The 23262-nt window shown below is 56.1% G+C and carries 27 protein-coding genes; 14 read left to right on the top strand and 13 right to left on the bottom strand.

The window, feature by feature from the left end; translation table 11 throughout:
- From F7C11_RS05125 to F7C11_RS05180, 12 genes are all read right to left on the bottom strand, one after another.
- Window positions 1-643: hypothetical protein (locus tag F7C11_RS05125; RefSeq protein ID WP_297091598.1), on the bottom strand; the 643-nt coding region annotated here is incomplete at its 3' end.
- Window positions 644-776: 133 nt separating this feature from the next.
- Window positions 777-1310, bottom strand: coding sequence for a DUF998 domain-containing protein (locus tag F7C11_RS05130; protein WP_394354841.1), 534 nt, complete (start codon window positions 1308-1310; stop codon window positions 777-779).
- 68 nt (window positions 1311-1378) lie between these two features.
- Window positions 1379-1762: a 2-oxoacid:acceptor oxidoreductase family protein gene (locus tag F7C11_RS05135; RefSeq protein WP_297091600.1), complete on the bottom strand. Its 384-nt coding sequence runs from the start codon at window positions 1760-1762 to the stop codon at window positions 1379-1381.
- Entirely contained in the window at window positions 1750-1980 is a 231-nt protein-coding gene (locus F7C11_RS05140; protein WP_297091602.1) for a hypothetical protein, read from the bottom strand. Before F7C11_RS05140 ends, F7C11_RS05135 begins: the two co-directional genes overlap by 13 nt.
- A 165-nt stretch (window positions 1981-2145) precedes the next feature.
- Window positions 2146-2625, bottom strand: coding sequence for a PadR family transcriptional regulator (locus F7C11_RS05145; protein WP_297091604.1), 480 nt, complete (start codon window positions 2623-2625; stop codon window positions 2146-2148).
- Between the two features lie 117 nt (window positions 2626-2742).
- Entirely contained in the window at window positions 2743-4416 is a 1674-nt protein-coding gene (locus F7C11_RS05150) for an oleate hydratase (RefSeq protein ID WP_297091606.1), read from the bottom strand.
- A gap of 162 nt (window positions 4417-4578) precedes the next feature.
- Complete coding sequence (locus F7C11_RS05155; protein WP_297091608.1) at window positions 4579-5718, bottom strand: SufD family Fe-S cluster assembly protein; 1140 nt, start codon at window positions 5716-5718, stop codon at window positions 4579-4581.
- The gene (sufB, locus tag F7C11_RS05160; protein ID WP_297091609.1) at window positions 5718-7145 is read right to left on the bottom strand and encodes a Fe-S cluster assembly protein SufB; all 1428 of its coding nucleotides are present in this window, start codon (window positions 7143-7145) and stop codon (window positions 5718-5720) included. Before sufB ends, F7C11_RS05155 begins: the two co-directional genes overlap by 1 nt.
- Complete coding sequence (gene sufC, locus F7C11_RS05165; RefSeq protein WP_297091690.1) at window positions 7123-7866, bottom strand: Fe-S cluster assembly ATPase SufC; 744 nt, start codon at window positions 7864-7866, stop codon at window positions 7123-7125. Before sufC ends, sufB begins: the two co-directional genes overlap by 23 nt.
- Window positions 7867-7985: 119 nt before the next feature.
- A complete protein-coding gene (locus F7C11_RS05170; RefSeq protein ID WP_297091692.1) occupies window positions 7986-8510 on the bottom strand; it encodes a ferritin in 525 nt (174 codons plus the stop codon).
- A 49-nt stretch (window positions 8511-8559) separates the two neighbouring features.
- Window positions 8560-9651: a tRNA uracil 4-sulfurtransferase ThiI gene (gene thiI, locus F7C11_RS05175; protein WP_297091611.1), complete on the bottom strand. Its 1092-nt coding sequence runs from the start codon at window positions 9649-9651 to the stop codon at window positions 8560-8562.
- A gap of 1 nt (window position 9652) precedes the next feature.
- Entirely contained in the window at window positions 9653-10624 is a 972-nt protein-coding gene (locus F7C11_RS05180; protein WP_297091613.1) for a ThiF family adenylyltransferase, read from the bottom strand.
- A 143-nt stretch (window positions 10625-10767) separates the two neighbouring features.
- Here F7C11_RS05180 and F7C11_RS05185 point away from each other — a divergent pair, with 143 nt between their 5' ends.
- The 6 genes from F7C11_RS05185 to F7C11_RS05210 all read left to right on the top strand — a co-directional run bounded on the left by F7C11_RS05185 (window position 10768) and on the right by F7C11_RS05210 (window position 14635).
- On the top strand, window positions 10768-11331 hold the full coding sequence (locus F7C11_RS05185; RefSeq protein ID WP_297091615.1) for a bifunctional 2-polyprenyl-6-hydroxyphenol methylase/3-demethylubiquinol 3-O-methyltransferase UbiG: 564 nt from the start codon (window positions 10768-10770) through the stop codon (window positions 11329-11331).
- Window positions 11318-11854 carry a nitroreductase family protein gene (locus F7C11_RS05190; RefSeq protein WP_297091617.1) on the top strand — a complete coding sequence of 179 codons (537 nt, stop codon included), beginning with the start codon at window positions 11318-11320 and terminating at the stop codon, window positions 11852-11854. Before F7C11_RS05185 ends, F7C11_RS05190 begins: the two co-directional genes overlap by 14 nt.
- Before the next feature lie 157 nt (window positions 11855-12011).
- Window positions 12012-12257: a hypothetical protein gene (locus F7C11_RS05195; RefSeq protein ID WP_297091695.1), complete on the top strand. Its 246-nt coding sequence runs from the start codon at window positions 12012-12014 to the stop codon at window positions 12255-12257.
- Between the two features lie 80 nt (window positions 12258-12337).
- Entirely contained in the window at window positions 12338-13639 is a 1302-nt protein-coding gene (locus F7C11_RS05200; protein WP_297091697.1) for a cytochrome c biogenesis protein, read from the top strand.
- A 12-nt stretch (window positions 13640-13651) separates the two neighbouring features.
- On the top strand, window positions 13652-14005 hold the full coding sequence (locus F7C11_RS05205; protein ID WP_297091620.1) for a DUF302 domain-containing protein: 354 nt from the start codon (window positions 13652-13654) through the stop codon (window positions 14003-14005).
- 195 nt (window positions 14006-14200) lie between these two features.
- Window positions 14201-14635 carry a ferredoxin family protein gene (locus tag F7C11_RS05210; protein ID WP_297091622.1) on the top strand — a complete coding sequence of 145 codons (435 nt, stop codon included), beginning with the start codon at window positions 14201-14203 and terminating at the stop codon, window positions 14633-14635.
- A 26-nt stretch (window positions 14636-14661) separates the two neighbouring features.
- On the opposite strand, the gene F7C11_RS05215 is transcribed toward F7C11_RS05210, so the two are convergent.
- A complete protein-coding gene (locus tag F7C11_RS05215) occupies window positions 14662-15114 on the bottom strand; it encodes a low molecular weight phosphatase family protein (RefSeq protein ID WP_297091699.1) in 453 nt (150 codons plus the stop codon).
- A gap of 148 nt (window positions 15115-15262) precedes the next feature.
- Between F7C11_RS05215 and arsB the strand changes: the two genes are divergently transcribed.
- The 8 genes from arsB (at window position 15263) to F7C11_RS05255 (ending at window position 23189) form a co-directional block, all read left to right on the top strand.
- Window positions 15263-16357 carry an ACR3 family arsenite efflux transporter gene (gene arsB, locus F7C11_RS05220; RefSeq protein WP_297091624.1) on the top strand — a complete coding sequence of 365 codons (1095 nt, stop codon included), beginning with the start codon at window positions 15263-15265 and terminating at the stop codon, window positions 16355-16357.
- 108 nt (window positions 16358-16465) lie between these two features.
- On the top strand, window positions 16466-18178 hold the full coding sequence (locus F7C11_RS05225) for a 2-oxoacid:acceptor oxidoreductase subunit alpha (protein WP_297091626.1): 1713 nt from the start codon (window positions 16466-16468) through the stop codon (window positions 18176-18178).
- Window positions 18175-19050, top strand: coding sequence for a thiamine pyrophosphate-dependent enzyme (locus F7C11_RS05230; protein ID WP_297091628.1), 876 nt, complete (start codon window positions 18175-18177; stop codon window positions 19048-19050). Before F7C11_RS05225 ends, F7C11_RS05230 begins: the two co-directional genes overlap by 4 nt.
- Window positions 19051-19098: 48 nt before the next feature.
- A complete protein-coding gene (locus F7C11_RS05235; protein WP_297091630.1) occupies window positions 19099-19551 on the top strand; it encodes a peroxiredoxin in 453 nt (150 codons plus the stop codon).
- Window positions 19552-19650: 99 nt separating this feature from the next.
- Window positions 19651-20880, top strand: a complete 1230-nt coding sequence (locus tag F7C11_RS05240) for an FprA family A-type flavoprotein (RefSeq protein ID WP_297091700.1) — start codon at window positions 19651-19653, stop codon at window positions 20878-20880.
- Between the two features lie 70 nt (window positions 20881-20950).
- A complete protein-coding gene (locus F7C11_RS05245; RefSeq protein ID WP_297091632.1) occupies window positions 20951-21490 on the top strand; it encodes a ferritin family protein in 540 nt (179 codons plus the stop codon).
- Window positions 21491-21499: 9 nt separating this feature from the next.
- Window positions 21500-22582 (top strand): NAD(P)/FAD-dependent oxidoreductase, encoded by a 1083-nt coding sequence (locus tag F7C11_RS05250; RefSeq protein WP_297091634.1) that lies wholly within the window; start codon window positions 21500-21502, stop codon window positions 22580-22582.
- Between the two features lie 91 nt (window positions 22583-22673).
- A complete protein-coding gene (locus tag F7C11_RS05255; RefSeq protein ID WP_297091636.1) occupies window positions 22674-23189 on the top strand; it encodes a rubrerythrin family protein in 516 nt (171 codons plus the stop codon).
- Window positions 23190-23262 lie beyond the last annotated feature (73 nt).

The raw sequence follows: 23262 nt of genomic DNA on the forward strand, positions 1-23262 counted from the left end.
CCCTAATGCTCCGGACGAGGACGCTGCCGGTTCCGACCTGGTAGATTTCAATGCTCTCAAGCTCGTAGCCCCTCGTGATGGAGTACATCTTTTCGACCATCTGTGGGACGTCCATCCTGGTCGTCTTCCCGTTTCCGGTGTAGAAGAAGTCGCCCCTTGGGCTGTAGAAGGCCCCTATCGGCTCGCCGGTGGTGGCGTTCTCCCAGTAGGCCTTCTCGACAGCGCTTATACCGACGGCTGACCTGAGGTTGAGGAGCTCGTAGTACCTCAGTCTGGCGAGGTCATAGAGCATTGCAGTCCTCTGCCTGGGGTCTGTTTCTTTATCCGCTTTCTTCCTCAGCTCTTCCGCCTTTGCGTCCCAGTTCGAGAACTCACCATCCTTTATTTCGAAGCCGGTCTTCTGGAGCTGAGCCTTCTCGTCTTCTATCGCGTTCTCATACTGGCCCACGAGGGCCAGGATTTTCTCATCGGTCGCCCTGGGAGGTTCGGTCGCTGTGCTCTCTGCGGGTGTTCCCGTCGAACTCCCGGTTTCCGGCGACACCGTCCTGGTTACGTTTCCCTGGTCAATACATCCAGATATAAATGCGCCGAGCATCACGACGCTTAAAAGCAGGGCAAAGCCTGCAAGCTTTCCAATTTTCATTTTTTACACCTTTTTCCAGCCACGGAACGGTAAAAACCGAGAAGAATCCGTCAAGTGACTTATAGTCGGGGTTAGGCGAGGACGTTATTAACAGTTATGCTTTCAAAGTGGAAAAAATTAAGCGAAAAGGCCTTCACCCCCTAACTGCGACGAGAACCGTGAAGGCCATCACCAGGGCTATCTCGTAGGTCTCTATCAGCGCCACAGACGGCCAGTTTATGAGTGTCCCCATCACCGCCAGCGCGAAGATAAACCCCGAACCGTAGCGAACGGCCTTATCCTTTGAACCCGCCCCGTAGACAAGCATCCCCAAGAAGAACTGGACGAAGAAGTAGGTCGAGACGAAGGAGTGTGGCCTGGTACCGGCGTGGAAAACTCCTATGAGGGCCAGGAAAAGGGCCGAGATGCTGATGTACGCCCCACCGACCGTCTGGAGCCTGTTCTCCGATGCGAGGATGAGGTAAATGGAGAAGACAAGCATAAACACCGCCGTCACGATGAGGCCGTAGTTGTATATCCACGGCGAGGCGGCCATTTCGAGTGAACCGAGGTCGCTCAGGGCGTTGTGGAAGAAGGAAAACCACCCGTTACGGCTTATGCTCCAGGCAACGAAGAGCCAGTAGCTCAATCCGGCCAGGATTCCGGAGTACTTGAGGTACCGCATCATGATATCTACTGAACCTTAGGGGAAATAAAAGTTCCCCTTAGAAGTGGCAGTCAAAGAGAAAAAAGAAGTCAGAGAAGCACCTTCATCGCCTCGTAGCCCAGCTCAAAGGCCTTAACATTGGCCTCCATTGCTTTCTCCGGTACGCTGGCCTTCACGGCTTCGAGCATGGCCTCTTTGTCTATCGGGAAGTCCGGCAGAGCTGTCAAAGCCCCCACAAGGACGACGTTCTGGGCCAGTGCAGTTCCGGCCTCTTCGGCCAGCTTGAGGGCGTCTATCTCGTAGAGCTTAGCTCCAGACTTTTTGATGTTTTCGACTATCTCATCGTAGGTCACGTATTTGTCTATCTTACCCTTCACGAAGTTCTCGGTCTCGTAGGGGTGGTGTATGAGGCGCGTGTTCGTTATCACGGTCCCCTCGGGCTTCAGGAAGTATATGTACCTCAAGGCCTCCATGGGTTCGAGGCGACCTTTTCATTGGCGGCGATTTCGACAACAATGTCGTCGCGGTAGTGGGAGACCCCCTCAACGGTGTCGAGAATCTCCGTCTGGGGCGAGCTGGGGTAGAAAGCTGTCACCTTGACGTCGGCCTCCAGGGCAGCCCTGACAATCGCTTCGTTGGTCAGCATGTAGCCCACATGGGGCTCCTCCTTCAGAACCTCTTTTAGGGACATAAAGACACCGTAGGGTTTTGGAAGCGAACCTATATATCATTTTTCTGGATGGAAGGGGACAGTGTTAAACATTTTTGAGTGTGAAAACAAACAATGTTAATTTTTCAAGCCCTGACCTCAAACACTTTCCGAAACCACCAAAAATATGAAAAATCCTAAAAGAAATCACGGGATATTCGATTCTATAGTCTTTATCTCTTCGTCCAGGATGTCTCGTATCTTCTTCAGAAGCTCCAGGTACTCTTTGACGGCCTCTTTGTCCATCCCCTTTTTCTCGCCAAGGGCGTCGAGCTTCTTCTTGAGGGCCTCGTGATAGTTCACAGACGTGTATAGAACCCGCAGAGCAAGATCGTTCGAGACCTTCAGATACTCGAGCCCCTTCGGGGTGAGACTGTACTTGACGCGCCTCACCCTCCCGCGGTACTCCTCCCTCGGCTCCAGAAGGCCCTCCTCAACCATCTTGCTGAGGAGGGTGTAAAGGTTGCTGTGACTCGGCTTCCAGAGGCCGATTGCAAGCTTCTCAAGCTCCTTAAGTATCTCGTAGCCGTGGGCCTCACCCTTAAGCCCAACTATCACCAGGATTATATCCTTCAAGGGGACAGTAAACAACCCCTTGATGATTCTGCGTTCCACGTCAGTTCCCATTGTTTTCACCCGCATTTTGAAACTATCTGTGAAACCCTTATAAAAGCATCTTCAACTCGGAAAGTTCCGAAAACGATTGGATTATTAGAGTATAAAGGAGATTAAAAGAAAATGTCATCACAGCCTTCCGGCGAGATAAAGCATCATGGTGTGCTTGAACAGCTCCTTCTTGTCGTTGTCGACGAGCGTCTCTATAGCTTTCACCAGAACAGGGACCTCCTGATAGGGCGTGTGCGCCGGTGGAACCTCCCTGCCGAGGTCTAAGAGGCTGTAGACGCCCATCATGGCCGACTTAACCGAATACTCGACGGTGAAGACACACTCACCGGGTATCTCGACATACTGGCCCATCAGGGCAAGGTTGGCATAGTTCTCCGGGATGACTGGTGGCCTGTCGCCGGGCTTCCTCGGCATGAAGTGGGCGGTGATATAAGGCATCATGGCCGTGCGGACGTTAATAACAGTCTCCATGAGCTCGTCCTTCTTCTCAAGCCAGCCGAGGTGGTAGAGAAGCTCCAGGAATATCTCCCTGCCCGTGGCCTGGCTCATCGGCTTCTTGATGTAGTCTCCCTCCCTGTCGACGAACAGCCCATAGCCCCAGAGGACGGTAACGTCCTCCGGCTGGTTCCTGAAGTGCGGCTGCCTGAAGGCCACGATGGACATCAGCCATGAGGAGTCCCTGAAGGTAACCAGGCCCCCGGTTCCGGTCCTGTTGCCCGTGAACTCCTCGAGCATCTTGAGGAACTTATCTCCCTTGAAGGTTATCGTGAAGGACTCCCACTTGGTCTTGTCGATGTCGCCCGCGAAGACGTCGGGGTTTCCGAGGGACGGGTCCTTCTCGACGAGCTTTCTCCAGAGTTTCCAGCTGTCGCCCTCGCCCCTGTTGAGAACCGGCGGGTGGTCGAGGTCGCCGTAGGTGGAGTTGTCCACCATCGAGCCGAGGGTTATGAAGACGAGGTCCTTCTCCCCGACCTCTATGACACCCTCACCGTTCTGACCCTTGGTGTAGAGCCGGGTGATGTACTTCCTGCCGTCCCTCTCGGTTATCTCGACGTCAACCACCTTGGTTCCCATTATGAAGTTGACTCCCCTCTCCTTGAGCCACTTCTGTATCGGAAGGATTATCGAGTCGTACTGGTTGTAGGGAGTCCTCTTGACGCCCTCTATCCTGTTGAGGCCGGGGACGAGGTGCATGAAGCGGAGCATGTAGCGCCTCATCTCGGCAACGCTGTGCCAGGGCTGGAAGGCGAACATCGTGGCCCAGAAGTACCAAAAGTTCGTCTCGAAGAAATCCTTGGAGAACCACTGCTCTATAGTTATTCCGCCGAGCTTCTCCTCAGGCGTCATGATGAGTTCGTTCATCTCGTTGAGGTGCCGGAAGGTCAGCCCGTATTTGCTGAAGTCCACCTTTTTGCCCGGCGTTCCGACGAGGCGACACTTGGAGGAGCCAACGTACTCCTTATTGAACTCCACAACCTCGTCGAGGATGGTCTTCTCCGGGTCGTCGAGCGAGGGGATGCTGCCGAGGAGGTCCCAGGTTGCCTCGTAGTGCTCCTCGAACATCCTGCCGCCCCTGAGCAGGTAGCCGTTCTCCGGGTCGCCGGAGCCGTCAAGGCAGCCGCCGTTGACCGGGGTCTTCTCGATTATGTGGATGTTCTCTCCAGGCATTTTGGCGTCCCTTATGAGGAAAACCGCCGCCGCAAGGGAGGCTATGCCGCCGCCTACCATGTAGGCCTTCCTCTCTTTGATGTCCGGTATCTTCCTGGGGGTTACGCGCTTGTAGTTTAGCATATTCCTCACCTTAACATGTCTTTATTATACATGTCATTTTCTAACATATCTTGCTAACTTAAAAATATTTCGGAAGCAGTTCATTAAGACAGGTCCGTAGAGTAGTGTGAAACATCACAAGCACTCGAAGAATTCAGGATAAGTGGATCCAAAAAAGAAAGCTCAGAGGAGCTCCTCGACGAGCTCCGCGGTGGCGCTTCTTGCCTTGCTCCTCAGTCTCTCAAGGTGACCGCTCAGGGCCTCGCCAATGCCGTGGACGAAGAGGCTCATCGCCTCATCACTGTCCAGGCCCCTCGACCGGAGGTAAAAGAGCGCATCTTCATCGAACTGCCTTACAGCCGAGGAGTGGAATGCACTCTCTATCTCCCCGGTGTCGACCTCAAGCATCGGCACGCTCACGCCGAGCGAGCCCTCGTCCATTATGGTTATCTGGGACACAACCCCGCTCGATGAGTTCCTGGCGCTCTCAAAGACCTTTGCAACGCCCCTGTGAACCGTCCAGCCGTTTTCGTAGGAGAAGCCGTGAACCCTCGTCTCGCTGGCCGTTTTTTCCCCGTACTGGAGGACGTTGGTGAGGTAGTCGACAGCCGAGCCTATAGCTATCGGCATTCCCCTCAGTATCAGCTCGCTCCCCTTACCCTCAAGGGAGTAGTCCTCGCGGTGGTGGCTCATCCCCCCGGCGCTTATGACGGTAAAGGCCCTGACGCTCGCACCCTCTCCGAGGCTCGCCCTGAGGAGGTAGTGAGAAAGGCTCTCGTGCCTCCCAACGGTCAGGATCTCAAGCTCGGCGTTTCTGGCTTTCAGCTCGACCACGAGGGACTTTGCTCCTTTCCCGGCGAAATCGTAGATTATTATCGGGGCCTTAACGTCCTCGGCCTCGATGCTGATGTGGTGGCTGATGAAGGCCCTCCTTGAGAGATGGGAGGCTATGACGAGGGGCTCCACCAAGTCCCTAGTAATCTTCACCCTGTAGGCCTTTTTAAGGGCGTAGAAGTGGAATCCGAGGATCCTCGACTCCTCCGGCTGGGAGAGGCCGAGCGTCCCTTCGCCAAGTTCGACTCCATCCGGAAGGTCAAAACTCGCTTCGCTTCCCGAAAGGGTTATGTTCCCCCTTATCGGAACCTCCCCTGCTTTTGCTTCGGTTGGAAGCCTGAGCGGTGAGTTCTCCTCGAAGAGCTTCCACTTGGTGTAGCTCTTTATGGTTGGACTGTCGCCGTACTTCTGGTAGGTGAGTTTCTCCAGTGCCTCGCGGGTGATGAGAGGCTCGTTAGAGCGCTCGTCAGAGAGTCTGGAAGGACGCATCAGCCAACACCCCCTACCTCGCTGAACTCCAGCTCTATGACCTTCTTCAGCACCTCGACGTACTCGAAGGGTAGTCCTTCAAGGATTTCGCTGATGAAGCCGAGGACTATGAGGCTCTTCGCCTCTTCCTCGCTTATTCCCCTGGAGTTCATGTAGAACAGCTTGTCCTCACCGAGCTTCCCTGTGGTTGCCTCATGGATTATGCTCGCGCTCGGCTCGTCACTCTGGTTGTGCGGGTAGGTGTAGGCCTTGCTCTCCTCGTCGAGGATGAGCGAGTCACAAGATACAGTCGCCGTCGAATTTTTAGCTCCCTTCAAGATCCTCACCAGGCCGCGGTAGATGTTTATCCCGCCGTTGGCACTTATGCTCTTGGAGACTATCTTCGAGCTGGTGTTGGGGGCGAGGTGCCAGGTCTTTGCCCCGGTGTCCTTTAGATACGGCCCGTTGCTCAGCGAGACGACGTACTGGGCTGTCCTTGCCCCTTCGCCCTTCAGGACGCTCGACGGGTAGGTGTAGGTTATGTGGCTCCCTATGCTCCCCTCGATCCACTCAACGTAGGCGTTCTCCTCTATTATCGCCCTCTTGTTGTTGAAGTTTATCACGTTCCTGCTCCAGTTCTGTATGGTGGTGAACTTGACCGTGGCGTTCCTGTGGGCGTAAATCTCGACCATGCCGTCGTGGAAGGAGAAACCCTTGTACATCGGTGCGCTGCAGCCCTCTATGAAGTGGACGTAGCTCCCCTCGTCCGCTATTAGGAGGGTGTGCTCAAACTGGCCCTCCAACGCGGAGCCTATGACGAAGAAGGCCTCTATCGGGAAGGGCACCCTGACTCCCTTCGGGATGTAGACGAACGCCCCACCGCTCCATAGGGCGTGGTGTAAAGCTGAAAACTTGTGCTCTCCAGCCGGAAAGACCCTGCCGAAGTAGCGCTTAACGATGTCCGGGTACTTCTGAACCGCTTCCTCCATGGGCACCATTATTATGCCCTTCTTCTCGAACTCCTCCTTGAGCTGAGAATAAACGCTCTCGCTGTCGAAGACCGCCGTAAGGCCCGAGAGGAATCTCTTCTCTATCTCCGGGATGTTGAGCCTCTCAAAGGTCTTCCTGATGTTCTCCGGCAGGTCGTCCCAGTCCTTAACTTCGTTGCCCACCTCAGGCTTTGAGTAGAGGGAGAAGCTCTCCAGGTCAAGCTCCTCGATTCCGACCACCCACCTGGGCATCGGGAGCTTCTTGAAGAGCTCCAAAGCCTTTAGCCTGTGCCTCAGCATCCACTCGGGCTCGTTCTTTATGCGGGATATTTCCCTGATGACATCCTCGGTGATCTCACCGCGCAGCTCGATTTCCTTGGGGTAGGGGACGGCGGTTCCCAGTATCTCCTCCAGCGAACCGGCCTTGAGTATCTCCTCAAGCCTTGACTGCTGTGCCATTACCACCCACCGCCGCGAAGCCCTTCTCCTCGATGAGCTTTACAAGCTCCATCCCGCCAGAGACTACGAGTCTGCCCTCCTTGAGCACGTGAACCCTCTGGGGGTTGAGGTACTCCAGTATTCTGCCGTAGTGCGTGATGAGGAGTATCCCGGTGCCCTCTTTGTGGAGCCTCGCTATTACCCCGGCTATGACCTTGAGCGAGTCAACATCGACGCCGCTGTCCGGCTCGTCGAGAATGAGCAGCTTGGGCTTCACGAGGTACGCCTGGAGCATCTCAAGCTTCTTCCTCTCGCCGCCGGAAAAGCCGACGTTCAGCTCCCTTGAGAGCATCGAACTGTCAAAGCCGAGCTCCTCGACTGCCTTGAATATCATGTCATAGGCTTCAACCTCCTCTATGCCCCGGAGGTTCTTCAGAGTCCTCTGGAGGAAGTTTATGACCTTGACTCCCTCGACCTCTACGGGGTGTTGGAAGCTCAGGAAGATGCCCTTCTTGGCTCTCTCCTCTGGCTTTGCGTCGGTTACATCCTCCCCGTCGAAGATTATCCTGCCCTTGGTGACAGTGTATCTTGGGTGGCCCGCTATGGTCAGGGCAAGCGTTGACTTTCCTGAACCGTTCGGCCCCATAACGACGTGGAGCTCGCCCGATGCGAGTTCAAAGTCCACTCCCTTCAGAATTTCCTTATCGGCAACATTAACATGGAGGTTTTCCACTTTCAGCATGAGCATCACCGTTTTTTCTTTACCCGCGTTTGGGTAGAAAAGCACACTTTTAAAACCTTTCTTCGCAAAACTGTGTATTTCGGGAAGACCGGAAGAAGAACAAATGAGGGAGAAAAACCTCAGCCTCCGGCCTGAAGGAGAAGTCCCGGAAGCTGGGGCTGTCTCTGGCCGAGCTCCTGGTCAAGCATGAAGATGACCTGCGGGCTGTCCTTGGCGAACTTGAGTTTATCGACGATCTTCTTGACGTTTGCCTCCTCCTCGACCTGCTCGTTGATGAACCACTCAAGGAACGCCCTCGTCGAGTAGTCCTTCTCCTCCTCGGCAAGGGCGGCGAGCTCGTGTATGTGCCTGGTTATGAACTGCTCGTGCTCGTAGGCGGCCTCAAAAGCGGCAAGCGGTGAGTCCCACTCCTTGGGCGGCTCTTGGACTGCCTTCAGCTCTACCCTGCCGTTGCGGTCGTATATGTAGTTGTAGAACCTCAGGGCGTGGCCAAGCTCCTCCTCGGCCTGGGCCTTCATCCAGTTGGCAAAGCCCTCAAGGTTCATGTCCTCGAAGTAGGCCGCCATCGAGAAGTACAGGTAGGCCGAATAGAGCTCCCTGTTCAGCTGCTCGTTGAGGGCCTTCAGCATCTTTTCACTCAGCATCTCCACCACCTCCAGGTATAGTTACACCGGGTTACTTTAAAAGCTTTCCTCATACCAGCCCTTCCCGCTCCAGCACATCCAGAACCCTCTGGAACTGCTCAAGCTTCCCGCTCGTAACGACCCTTTCCGGGCGGAACGGGCAGTCGCAGTAGGGGTACTCAAGGAACGCCTGATACGTCCCTATCTTTCTCGCTATCGCCACTATCTCCTCCTTGTCCATCCCCAAAAGCGGCCTGTGGACAGGGAAGCGCACGCTCATGGTCTCGAAATACAGGTTAGAGAGGGTTTGTGAGGCCACCTGTCCGAGGCTGTCTCCGGTGACTATCCCCAGCGCACCCTTCTCCCTCGCTATCTCCGCGGCTCTCCTCAGCATCGCCACCTTGCAGACCACGCACGTCCACTCGCGGAGATTGGCCTTTACCAGGGCCGAGACGTAGGGCTTCAGGATCTCAAAGTGGTTCTCCACTATCAGCTCTATCGGCTCAGGGGAGTAGTCCTCAAGTATGTCAACGACCTTCTCGACGACGTTTCTCGCGTTCAGCCCCTGGTCAAAGTGCACCGCGATGACTTCAGCCCCCCTCTTGAGCATGAGGAAGGCGGCAACGGGAGAATCTATGCCCCCGCTCAGCAGGACGACGACTTTGCCCTGCGTCCCAACCGGCAGGCCGCCAACTCCCCTGAGCTTCTCAAGGAAGACGTAGGCCTTCCCGGCTATTATCTCTATCCCGACAACGAGCTCCGGGTTTTTTAGGTCAACCTTCCAGCCGAAGTTCTCGACGATGAAGGCCCCGATCTCACGGTTTACCTCCATGGAGGTCTTGAGGAAGGTCTTGTCGAGCCTCTGGGTTTCGACCTTGAAGCTCTTCGGGTTGAGGCCCTTCAGGGCATCCATCAGGTAATCCGGAACCTCTTCGTAGTCCATCTCCCTCGCTGGAGATACCGAGACCACGCCGGGAACCTTGGCTATTATCTGGGCCGCCTCGTCGGGGGCATCGACCAGTATCCGCCCCTTGATTATCTTCGCCCGTCCCTCTATGCCCTTCCTCCTCAGCGCGGCGAGTATGTTGTCCCTGAGCTTCCTCTCGAACTCCCTCCTTTTGCCGCCCTTGATGCCGACCTCGCCGTAGCGCACGATTATCACTTCAACCACCTAGGTAGCGGGCGAAGAAGTTCTTGGCCTCCTTCTCGTCCTCGGCACCGCGGATTACCATTCTGCCCGTCCTGAACACCAGTATCTCGGCGTAGTCGTCCTCGAACTGGATGAACTGGCTCGTCTTCAGGTACTCGATGCCGAGCTTCTCAAGCCTCTCCGCGAACTCGTCGAGGTTTATGCTCATGGGTACGGGCGGCGTCACCTGTATCGAGCCGTCGCACATGCGCTCGACCTTTATCCGCTTTTCGAGAAACGTGAGTTCCTTCCTCACACAGGCGGGACAGTCCTCCCTCCTCGGTATCCTGACCTTCTCGAAGTCCATGCTCTTGAGGTCAAAGAATAACAGTTCGCTCTCGACCTCCTCGCCGAGCAGAATCTTCGCCGCCAGGGCAACGGCCAGTGATGCCGCGAAGCTTGGAACATAGCTCATTATTCCCGCTATCGCACAGGTCGGCAAAGGCCTTTCGGGGAGTTTGGGCATCAGACAGCGGAAGCAGGCGGTTTTTCCGGGGATTATCGGCATTATGTTGCCGTAGGTTGCCAGGACACCCACGTAAATCCAGGGCTTGTTGTTTTTGACCGCGTAGTCGTTTATGACCTGCCTCGTGTAGATGTTGTCAGTCCCGTCGATTATCAGGTCAGCTTCGTCCAGGAGACCCACCGTCCCGGGGTTGAGGTCTTCGAAGTGCCCCACGACCCCGAACCGCTCCTTCAGAACCTCAACCTTCGGCTTTCCGACGTCCTCCTTGGTGTATACCGTCCTGGGGAGGTCGCTCTCGTCCACGAAGTCCCTGTCGATAACGATTATCCTTCCAACACCGAGCTTGTGGAGGAAGTAAACCTCCCAGCTGCCCAGAGCGCCGGCTCCGACAACGGCAACGGTGCTCTCGCTCAGCTTTCTCTGTCCCTCGATTCCTATGATCGGGAAGTGCCTCGAAAAGTCCATCTTTACCCCCACCATACTCTCACCACTGGGGGCTCTGTGGAGGGGATAAAAAGGGTTTTGGAAACCAAAGGTTGCATGGTTCTAAAGCCATTATGCGCCACCTGACTCGACCAAAAGGAATTTCTACCCGAATGGCCAACGATGCAGTGGGGGTTAAAATGCACCGCTTCAGTCCCGAGCATGCGGGTGTGCTGGACTCCGAATGGAGGCGGAGGGTCTTTCCGGCGGAGGAGGTGATAGAGTTCGCCGTCCGCGAAGTCCCTCAAAGAGGAACCGCCGTGGACGTTGGCGCAGGTACCGGCTATCTGACCGTGCCCCTGGCCAGGGCCTTCAAAAAGGTGTACGCCATCGAGATAAGCCCGAAAATGGCGGAGAAGCTTGAGGACAGACTCAGGCGGGAGGGAATAACAAACGTGGAGGTCATAGTGACCGAGGAGCCCCCCGATGTGGGGGAGTTTGACTTGGCCGTTTTCTCCAGTGTTCTCCATGAGATGGAGAGGCCCGGGGAGTACCTCCGCTGGGCCGGGAAGGCCTTCGTCCTCGTGGCCGAGTGGAAGAAGGAGCCGATGCCCTTCGGGCCCCCAGTGGAGGAGAGGCTCTCCCCCGAGGACATCGTGAGGCTTGCCGAGAACTTCGAGCCGGTAAAATACAGGGAGCTGGAGTACCACTATCTGATGCTCCTGAGACCGAAGGTGCGGGGTGGGCGGAATGGAGTTCTTTGAAGTTCTGAGAAAGAGACGGAGCGTGAGGCGCTTTCAGGACAGGCCCGTGCCGCGTGAACTCGTGGAAAAGCTGCTTGAGGCGGCCTTTCTCTCGCCGAGTTCCTTCAACAAGAGGCCCTGGCACTTCATCGTTGTGGACGACGGGGAGAAGCTCAAGGCACTCTCAAAGGCAAAGCTTGGCGCCTCCGGTCTGGCAACGGCCCCCCTGGCGATCGTCGTGACCGCGGACGAGGGCCGGAGCGACGTCTGGGTGGAGGACGCCAGCATAGCGGCGGAGCATATACAGCTGGCTGCCTTTGACCTTGGCCTAAGCTCCTTCTGGGTTCAGATAAGGAACAGAATGCACGGCGAAGGGAAAACCGCCGAGGACTACGTCAGGGAGCTCCTGGGGATTCCGGAAAACTACCGCGTGCTCTGCATCATAGGTGTTGGCTATCCCGCGGAGAAAAAGTCCCCCCACGGGGATGAGGTCTTCGAGTGGGGAAAGGTGAGCCTCAACCGCTTTGGCGAGCCCTGGAGGTAGCTTTCCATTTTTAATTCTTCCTTAGGCATATCCATGCTACCCCTCTGCCACCTGATACGGGCAGATATAAACTGTAAAATTTCCTGGCACTGACCTTTCTATAATGGCAAAGATAAACCCAATAAGAAGTCCAGAGTATAAAACACCGGTGGTGCTCATGGGTGAAAATGGATGCAACGTCTTTCCAACCGCAAAGGTGTGCAAGTTCTGCGCCGGAGAGCGCCTTGACGACGTCGTCGCCCTGCTGAAAAGGAAGGGGTACGAGGTGAGCGTCGAGGGCTGCCTTGGCCTGTGCGCCAAGTACGACTGCGGCAACATAAACGTCATAGCCGGAGGGAAGGAAATATCTGCCCCAGACATAGAGGAGCTCGGGGCTCACCTCGGCGCGACTGGGATGGGTTAAGAGAACATGGCGTTTTGATGAAAAAAGCTTCAAAAAAAGGCTTTTTAACCACTCCATTAATCTTTTTTCAGGTGAAAGGAGTGCGCAGGGCGCTTTTGATGCTCGTGATTCTGTCGCTGCTCATACCGCTGGCCAGCGCTGGGACCGTCAGATACGGGAACATGTCTTTTCATGACGTCACGACCGAAAAGGAACTTCGGGAACTGGTCTCCTCGAACGGAGGGAGGTACTTCTTCATCTTCTACCACTCCGAGAGCTGTCCCGCCTGCCAGTACATGAAAACGAACGTTTTTCCAACTGCCACCGCAGAAAAGGCGCTCAGCGGGTTCGTGCTCGTCTCCGTGGACGTGTACAGAGGCCGCTCAATAACGACGCTCCGGTACAGGGTTTACAGCCCCGTGGTGGTCATCCAGCCGGACAACGCCGGCTACTACCGGCCCAAAACCCCAGGAGAAGAGATAAGCGTCGGCGTTCCGGGGACGCCGACCATGGTCGTCTTCAAGGCCGTTAACGGGACGATGGTTCTGAAAGGGGTGGCGGTAGGCGCTCTGAACCCAGACGGGCTGGCCTACTTCCTGGAGAAGGCAACGGAGGGGGAAGAACTCCAAACCGCCCCCCGGCCAGAGGGGCAGGGGTCATCCGCCGGGGACGGATCAGAGGCCTCCAACGGGGGAAGCAACCTCAGCCTCGCTGTCCTGCTCCCGATATTCTCCGCAGGGATCGTCAGCGTTTTCTCACCCTGCGTTCTCCCCGTCATAGTCGGGACGCTCTCCCTGACCTTCGCGAGGAGGAAGGTCGAGGCGATAATAGCCGGAATGGTGGCCTCCTTTGCCCTGCTCGGTGCCCTCGTCGGAAGCCTCGGCAACTACGCGTCCCAGATACAGGGAGCCCTCTACCTGATTGGAGGGGCTGGCTTCATAGCCATAGGAGCAAGCCTTGTGAGCGAGCGCGTCAGTGCGGGACTCGAAAGGCTCCTCAGTTTCTCCCCCGCCGACAGGGTATCCGGAAAGAAAGGCGTGGCCTACGACTTCGCCCTCGGCTCGGCCCTGGGGGCGACGTGGCTCGGCTGCATTGCTCCCTACGTGGGCTTCGCGGTGATAACCGCCGCCCTAAGCGGGGACACGCTGAGCGGGGTCATTGTCATGGGAACCTACGGCCTGGGGATGGGCCTCACCGTCTACCTGCTGACGGCATCGAAGGACCTGGGAGAATGGGTGAACAGGAAGCTCCTCTCCGGAAGGCTCTCCCTGAGCGGGAAGGGCAGGGCGAGGTGGGAGATCGTCCTCGGGGTGGTTCTGATCCTGCTCGGCCTGATGATGCTCACAGAGCTGACGCCGCTAAAGCTCTGGAGCTCGCTCTTTGAATCGCTCTCACAGCTTTGAGGAGGTGGTTTGATGTACAGGTACAGGAGAAAACTCGATATGGGCCTCAATGAGGCCGAGGAGAAGTTTAAGGCAAAGCTTGAGGAGAAGGGCTACAAGGTCGTGCTGGAGTTCACGCCGAGCGACGTCGTAAAGGCCAAGGTCGGCGTCGATATGGAGCCCTACAGGATCCTCTGGGTCTGCAACCCCAAGATATTCTACGAGATGACGAAGGAGGACTACGAGATCGGATCCTTCGCTCCGTGCCCGGTGCTGTTCTACAAGAAGGACGGCGATACCTACGTCGCAATAAACACCGCCGACGACGTGCTGGACATAATCAAGGAGCCCCTTGAGGTCGTCAGAGGGGTCATAGAGGAGCTCTAAGCCCCTCCTTTTTATTTGCAGAGTTTATGCAGTAGCGCCTCTCCCGAGACGGAATCAACGTAAACTCCATTTTTTGCGACCGTCCCCGCACTTGAAGACTTCTGGACAGAACCGTCCAGAACCGATGGTTAGAAACAAAAACATATGAAAAATATTTTATATGAAAATTTTTTCTTGATTAGTGGGGTGAATGAAATGTCTAACGTGGAAGCTCCCATCATAGGGAAAGACGCCCTTGGAAGGCCCGTTAAGGATCTGAGCGTTGTTCCCTGGTGGGGGATTGAGAGGAAGGAGATAGAATGGTACCCGAAGATCAACTACGACGTCTGCGCGGGCTGCGGAATCTGTTTCGTCACCTGCGGGAGGAGGGTTTTTGACTGGGACTCAGAGGAGGGAAAGCCCGTAGTGGCAAGGCCCTACAACTGCATGGTCGGATGCAACACCTGCGCGATGATATGCCCCTGCGACGCCATAGAGTTCCCACCGAGGGAGTATCTGAAGAAGTGGGTGGCAAAGGGCCGTGTCACGAAGAAGGCCTTTGAGATAGTGAGTCAGATCACCAAGAAGGGCAACATGAGCGGGGAAGAGATAACGGCAACGCCCGATCAGAACCCTCCAAAGAAAGGATGAGGTATCAGAAGCATCGAGGGTATCCACTATTCAATCTTGAAAAGACCCTTTCGCCCTATTATCTCCTCCCTGCTCTTCCCGGTTTTTAAGTCATCGATGAGCCCCAGGACGCGGCGCCTTATCTCGTCCCTGACCTCCCGGTACTTCCCAATGGGCTTGCCATAAGGGTCATCCAGCCCCCAGTCCCACGTTTTTTCGGGGGGAGCGTAGGGGCACTTGTCGAGGCAGCCCATCGTTATCACGAGGTAGGCTTTATCCGCCATCTCCTCGGTGTAGAGCTTTGAGTACTGACCATCGAGGGAGATCCCAATCTCTTCCATGACCATCCTCGCGAACGGGTCTATCTCGTCGGCCGGTTCTGTGCCGGCGCTCATCGCCCTAAAGCGCGGGTCGTCGTTAAAGCGGTTGAAGAAGGCCTCCGCCATCTGGCTCCTCGCTGAGTTCTTGACGCAGACAAAGAGGATGAGCTTCTCCACCATTTTTCTCACCGGAAAAGGCTCCAGGGCGGGCTTTAAATCCTTTGCCGCAGTAGTCTATGTAGGCTATATAGTTCTCGGGAAAGTGGTAAACCTAAGGTTTTGGAAACCCTTATATTTGAAATTTTTTTAGTCGGTCTGGTGGAAAAGAATGGAGAGGAAAGGGCTGAGTCTCTTCGAAAAGTACCTTTCGCTGTGGGTTCTCCTCTGCATAATCGCAGGCATAGCGGTTGGGAAGTTCTTTCCAGCGCTCCCGGAGGCCCTCTCAAAGCTCACCGTTGCGAACGTCAACATGCCCATAGCGGTGCTGATATGGGCGATGATATACCCCATGATGGTCAAGGTGGACTTCTCCGCGATAAGGAGGGTGCACAAGGGGCAGATGCTGAAAGGATTGACGGTCACGTGGGTCACCAACTGGCTGATAAAGCCCTTCAGCATGTTCCTCATAAGCTCGTTCTTCATAGGTGCGCTCTTCTCGGCGAGGCTCGGTCTCATCGAGCCCTCGCTGGCGAAGGAGTACATAGCAGGAGCGATACTCCTCGGGGCCGCGCCGTGCACGGCGATGGTCTTCGTGTGGAGCTACCTGGCCGATGGAGACCCGCTCTACACACTTGTGCAGGTCGCTACCAACGACCTCATAATCCTCTTTGCCTTCGCCCCCATAGTGGGCTTCCTCATGGGGCTCAACGAGGTTCCCGTGCCCTATGACACGCTCCTACTTTCGGTTATCCTCTTCGTGGTGATTCCCCTCACGGCAGGCTACGTCTCCAGAAGGCACATTCTCAGGACTAAAGGACGGGAGTGGTTCGAGAGGGAGTTCCTCCCGAAGCTGGGCACCGTCTCAATCATCGGCCTCCTCCTCACGCTGATACTCCTCTTCTCCTTCCAGGGAAAGATAATCCTGGAGAACCCGCTCCACATAGTCCTCATAGCTATCCCGCTGACCATACAGACCTACTTCATCTTCGCCATAGCCTACGGATGGTCTTGGCTCTGGAAGCTCCCGTACAAAGTTGCTGCCCCGGCGTCATTAATCGGCGCCAGCAACTTCTTCGAGCTGGCTGTGGCGGTGGCGATAGCCCTCTTCGGTCTTGAGAGCGGCGCGGCGCTTGCGACGGTCGTCGGCGTTCTGGAGGAGGTGCCCATAATGCTCAGCCTCGTCTGGATAGCCAACCGGACGAGGGGACTTTTCACAGCAGAGTTTGAAGCGGGGAGTGCCGCACTGGCACTCACGGAGGAGTGATTCTCTCCCCACCCCCCAACTATTTTTGGTTCACAAAAGAAAGTTATATAAGCCTAATTCACAAACCTTATGATGTCGAAAGTCGAACTTAGATGAGAGTGATGTGATATGGAAGGGTTCAGAGAGGACGTTTCTATAGTTCTCGGTGGAGCGGCCGGACAGGGAATTCAGACCGTCGAAGGGATTCTGACGTACTCCCTCAAGAAGTCCGGCTACCACGTCTACGCAAACAAGGAGTACATGTCCCGCGTGAGGGGCGGGATCAACACCACGGAGATAAGGGTTTCTTCAAGGCGCGTCAGGGCCTTCGTGAGGAGGATAGACATCCTTGTCCCCTTCAAACAGGGCGTTCTGAGCTGGGTGGAGGACAGGATCTCGGACACTACCGTCGTCCTCGGCGAGAGGGAAAACGTCGAGGAAGAGTTTGCTGAAAAGGTGAACCTCGTCGAAGTGCCCCTCACAAAGCTCGCCCTCGAAACCGGGAGCCAGCTCTACCTCAACACAACTGCGGCGGGCCTTATAGTAGGCCTCTTCCACGGCGACTTCGGGGCTGTCGAGGAGTACGTAAGGAAGCGCTTCGGGAGCAAGGGCGAGAACGTTGTTGGGAAGAACATTGAAGCCGCCAGAAAGGGCTACGAGCTGGGCGTTAAGCTCTGCGAGGAAGGAACGATAAAGGTAGAAATTGAGGGGGACGAGAAAGTCAGGGAGGAAATCCTCCTCAGCGGGACGGAAGCGGTTGGAATAGGTGCCCTGGCCGGGGGCATGAACTTCCTGAGCTTCTATCCGATGAGCCCCTCTACAGGCGTTTCGACATTCGCGGCCCAGCACGCCGAGGAGTTCGGGATAATCGTCGAGCAGGTTGAGGACGAGATAGCGGCGATAAACATGGCACTGGGAGCGTGGTACGCTGGAGCTAGGGCAATGGTAAGCACCTCAGGAGGAGGCTTTGCCCTCATGAGCGAGGCGCTCAGCTTAGCAGGAATGGCCGAGAATCCGGTTGTGATACACCTCGCCCAGAGGCCTGGACCGGCCACCGGCCTGCCAACGAGGACGATGCAGGGCGACCTAAACCTCGTCCTCCACGCCGGCCACGGCGACTTTCCCAGGATAATCCTCGCCCCAGGGAGCATGGAGGAAGCCTTCTACCTGAGCGCTGAGGCCTTCAACCTGGCGGACAGGTATCAGGTGCCCGTGATAATCCTCACCGACCAGTACTTCGTCGACACCTACTACAACCTCCCAGCCCCGGACGTGGGCAAAGTGAAGTTTGAGAGGCACATCGTCGAGGCGAAGCCCGGCTACCGGAGGTACGAGCTTACGGAAGATGGAATATCGCCCAGGGCAGTTCCCGGCTACGGCGAGGAGGTAGTGGTAGCCAACGGCAACGAGCACGACGAGTGGGGGGACATAACTGAAGATGCAGAGATGACGGTGAAGATGCAGGAGAAGAGGGCAGTCAAAAAGCTCGAAACGATACGGAAGAACGCGCCCCTGCCGAGGCTCGTTGGGAGAGAGAACGCTGAGTACCTCGTGGTCTCGTGGGGGTCAACGCTTCACGCCGTTGAGGAGGCCCTTGAGAGGCTCGGAAGCGGGAAAGTTGCCCACCTGCACTTCAGCTGGGTCTACCCGCTCAACCCCAAAACAGGGAAGCTCTTCGAGGGCAGGAGGCTCATAGTTGTTGAGAACAACATCACCGGTCAGTTCGCTGACCTCCTTTGGAAGGAACTGGGCGTTAAGGCCGACCACAGGGTTCTGAAGTACGACGGGAGGCCGTTCTCGGTGGAAGAGGTCTTAGCTGCCCTCAAGGGGGTGATAGAATGAACCTTCCCACGGGCAGGGATGCCTTTGAGCCCAAGAGGCCGGGAAGCGAGGACGTCGCATGGTGCCCCGGCTGCGGCAACTTCGGCATAAGGAACATACTCATCTCGGCCCTCGCCGAGCTTGGACTGAGGCCCAGCGAGGTGGCGATAATCAGCGGGATAGGACAGGCCGCGAAGATGCCCCACTACATCAACGCCAACGGCTACCACACGCTCCACGGCAGGGCCATACCGATAGCGACGGGCGTCAAGGCGGCAAATCCTGAGCTGACGGTCATTGCTGAAGGCGGAGACGGCGACATGTACGCCGAGGGCGGAAACCACCTGCTCCACGCGATAAGGAGGAACCCTGACATAACCGTCCTCATCCACGACAACCAGATATACGGCCTCACCAAGGGGCAGGCGTCGCCGACGACGATGGTGGGGATGAAAACCCCGACCCAGCCTTGGGGAGTTTTTGAAGAGCCCTTCAACCCGGTTGCGCTGGCCATAGCCATGAACGCCTCCTTCGTGGCGAGGACCTTCATGGGCTACTTCCGGGAGAGCGTCGAGATAATCAAGAAGGCGATCCAGCATAAAGGCCTCGCGATAGTTGACATCCTGCACCCCTGCGTCAGCTTCAACAGGGTGAACACCTACGCCTGGTACAGGGAGCACACCTACTGGATGGAGGACGGGCCCTTCGACAGGGAAGAGGCCTTCAGGCGCGCGATAGAGGTCGACCCGCTCCCGCTGGGAATCTTCTACGTCAACGAGAGGCCGACCTTTGAGGAGAGCGTCCCGGCCTACAGAACCGATAAGAGCCCTCTGTGGAAGCGCGGGCCTAAGCTCGACCTCGTTGAAAAGTTCCTCGAAAGTAAGAGGCTTTGAGAAACCTTTCATTTTTTTCTAATTTGAAAGCACTGGAGGTGTGCCCTTATGAAAATCGGAGACCAAGCCCCTGATTTTGTCCTCAAAGACCAGAACGGGGAAGAGTTCAGGCTGAGCGATTTCAGGGGGAGGAAAGTCCTGCTGTCCTTCCATCCACTGGCCTGGACGGGGATATGTGAGAAGCAGATGAAGGCCCTTGAGGAAAACCACGAACGCTTTGAAAGGCTGAACGTCGTTCCCGTCGGGATAAGCGTCGACGCCGTGCCGAGCAAGAAGGCCTGGGCCGAGCACATCGGCCTCAAGAAGCTCAGGATTCTGAGCGATTTCTGGCCTCACGGGGAGGTTGCGAAGCTCTACGGCCTCTTCCGCGAGAAGGAGGGCTTTTCAGAGAGGGCAAACGTCCTCATAGACGAAGATGGAAAGGTTGCGTTCTTCAAGGTCTACCCGATAAGGAAAGTGCCCGACCTGGAGGAGATATTCGGACTCCTGGAGGGAGGGTGAGTCCCCTTTCAGAATTTTAACTCTACCCAATTTCGTCCTTAACTTTTTGGTTAAGAAAGCCTTTTTATGTTCCCGCACCAAGTAGGTTCGGTGATGAAAATGCCCAAGATATGGGTCGAAAAGATACTCGACGAACCCGAACTCTACATTCTGAGGATTGACGATGACAGGATAAAGTACTTCGAGGCCACCTGGGACATCCCGGAGGGGATAACCTACAACGCCTACCTTATGAAGACTGGCGATGCGGTGGTTCTCTTCGACGCCTGGAAAGGGGAGTACACCAAGGAGTTCCTTGAGACCCTGGGGAAGCTCGTTGACCCGAAGGAGATAACCCACATCATAGTTCATCACACGGAGCCCGACCACAGCGCTTCCATCCCGGCGCTCCTTGAGGCCAACGGCTATAGGGCCAGGCTCATAGGCACCACCTTCGCCAAGCGCTTCATGGAGGGCTTCTTCGGGGAAAAGGTCGTCGAGAACTTCCACACGATAGCGGACGGTGAGGAGATTCAGATCGGTGGGAGGACGTTCCGCTTCATAACCGTCCCCTGGCTTCACTGGCCGGACACGATGATCACCTACGTCGTCGAGGACAGGCTCATATTCAGCTGCGACGCAGGCGGCGGCTACTCAATCCCGCCGGCCATAGACGACAGCGATGAGGAGGTCGTGAAGAACTACCTGCCGCACGTGACGAAGTACATAGTGACCGTCATTGGCCACTACCACAAGTATATCGTCCAGAACATCAAGAAGCTCAAGAGCCTCGGAATAGTCGAGGAGGCGAGAATGATACTCCCCGGGCACGGTCTCATATGGAGAAAAGACCCGATGAGGATTTTTAGGCACTACGAGGACGTGGGCTCGGGGAGGAGCAAAAAGGGCAAGGTTCTCGTTATCTACGACTCCATGTACGGGTTCGTTGAGAGGAGGATGGAGATAGTCATAGACGAGCTCAAGAAGCACGGGATGAAGCCCGTCGTATACAAGTTTACGGACAAGGAAGCCCCCGCGGTGAGCGACATACTCGGAGAAGTCCCGGACAGCGAGGCAATAATAATAGGAGCCTCGACCTATGAGGCCGAGATACACCCGAGGATACGCTACACCCTCTACGAGATTGTTGACAAGGCCAACTACGAGAAACCTGTGCTCATCGTTGGAGCCTTCGGATGGGCGGGGGTTGCAGGTAAGAAGATAGAGACCATGATAACGCGCAGCAAGTTTGACCACGTCGACACCGTTGAGAGCCGCGGTATGCCAAGGCCAGACGACGAGGAGCGGCTCAGGGAGGGCGTCAGAAAGCTCGTGGCCTGGATCTCGTGAGGCAATTTTCCTTTTTCGCCCCACGCATATTTAAATACTTCAATAAAAAATATAGAAGATGGTGATGTGAATGGAAGATGTTCTTGACAGACTTGCCCAACTCCCGCCGAGGGAGATACTGGGCTACGCCATAGCCTCTGAGGAAGACGCAAAACGGTTCTACGAGACCCTTGCATCAAAAAGCGGGTCCCTTCTTGGAGATTTCTTCAGGGAGCTGGCCAAGGCCGAGGAGGGGCACAGGACAATACTTCTCAAACTGCACGAGAGCCTCTTCGGGAACACCGACTACACCGTCCCGGAGGGCATACCCTTTGCCGAGACCTCGGTCAGCGTGGACACCGTGGCAAACCTCATCGAGGCAATGAGGGTCGCACTCGTCAATGAAAAAACCGCCGAGAGGCTGTACAGCCATCTGGGCAAGATACTGCCCGAGCACAGGGGGATATTCGGATTCCTGGCGGCACAGGAGAGGGCACACTACGCATCGATACGGAGCCACGTCGAGTACCTCGAAGACGTCACCCAGGGACAGCCGGAGTACGTGAACGCCCCGGTGGAGTTCTTCGGCGCCCAGCTGGAGCTCTACCTGGGCCCGCGCACAAGGAAGTGAGGTGACAGCGTGAGGGTCGTTATAGTCGGCAACGGGCCGGGTGGTCTTGAGCTCGCCAAGAACCTGAGCAAAGAGTTTAACGTGACCATAGTCGAGAAGGAGAAGCCACCCCACTACTCCAGGCCAATGCTTAGCCACTACATAGCGGGCTTCATCCCCGAGGAGAGGCTCTTTCCGTATTCCCCCGAGTGGTATGCGGAGAAAGGGATAAACCTGCTCCTCGGGGCGGAGGCAAAGCTGATCGACAGGTTCAGGAGGGTTCTGGTGACGGACGGGGGCGAGATACCCTACGACGTCCTCGTCATGGCGACCGGAGCGAGGGCCAGAGAGCCGCGAGTTCCCGGAAAGGATCACATCCTAACGCTCAGAACCCTTGACGATGCAAGGCTGATAAAGGAGCGCCTTGAGGAGGAGGGCGAGATAACGGTTCTCGGCGGGGGCTTCATAGCCCTTGAACTCGCCGGAAACCTCGCCAAGGCCGGCCACACCGTGAGGGTGGTTCACAGGGGGGAGACCCTGCTCGGTCTGGACGGCGAACTTAGTGACCGCATCAGGGAGGAGCTTGAGAGGACTGGAGTTGAGTTCCACCTGAAGTCAAAAGTCATAAGCGCCGACGAAGACGGTATAAACACCGAAACGGGCTACATCCCCGGGAAGCTGAAGGTCTGTGCCTTCGGGATAGTGCCGAACAGGGAGCTCGCCCTGAAGAGCGGCATCCACGCCGGCAGGGGGATACTGGTCGATGACCACCTCAGGACATCAGCCAGGGACGTCTACGCCATAGGGGACTGCGCGGAGCTTGGGGGCGTCGTTGGGGGGACGGCCAGAACAGCGGTGGAGCAGGCGAAGGTTCTCGCGAGAATACTAAGGGGGGAGGAGGCCAGCTACGTTCCGTTCAGGTCGGCGTTCTTCAAGTTCGCCGACTTTAGCGTAGCCATCATCGGAAGGACGAAAGGGAGGGGAGAGTGGCTCAATGAGAACACCAAGGTCTTCTACGATGGGGAGAAAGCCACCGGCGCCGTCGTCCTCGGTGACCTCAGGGAAGCCATGAGGCTCGAAAAAATTATCAGAGAAGGACTACCTATTGACTGAAGTGCAGGTTTCATCAAACTTTTGGTTTGGAAAATCGTTATATACCCTTGGCACGGAGATATTAATGCAACAACGTTTGTAGGTGATATGCATGGCGGTGAAAAGGAAAATGACCCGGAAGTTTCTGGAGGATGCCTTTGCCGGCGAAAGCATGGCGCACATGAGGTACCTGATTTTTGCCGAGCAGGCCGAGAAGGAAGGATTCCCCAACATAGCCAAGCTCTTCAGAGCCATAGCCCACGCTGAATTTGTCCATGCCAAGAACCACTTCATAGCCCTTGAGCACCTGGGCAAGACCCCAGAGAACCTGCAGGCGGGTATAGACGGCGAGACCTACGAGGTCGAGGAGATGTACCCGGTCTTTAAGAACGCCGCCGAGTTCCAGGGTGAGAAGGACGCGGTGAGAACGACCCACTACGCCCTTGAGGCAGAAAAGATACACGCCGAACTTTACGCCAAGGCGAAGGAGCTCGCCGAAAGCGGAAAGGACATCGAGATAAAGAAGATATACATCTGCCCGGTGTGCGGCTACACCGCCGTGGACGAGGCCCCCGAGTACTGTCCGGTCTGCGGTGCCCCGAGGGACAAGTTCGTGGTCTTTGAGTGAGTTTTTCGCTTTTTCATTTCTCAGGTTTGAGGCGCAAACCTTATAAGGTCGAACTAATAACATTAGGGTGGTG

This window comes from Thermococcus sp. (genome assembly GCF_015521605.1).
In the GTDB taxonomy this organism is placed as follows: domain Archaea; phylum Methanobacteriota_B; class Thermococci; order Thermococcales; family Thermococcaceae; genus Thermococcus.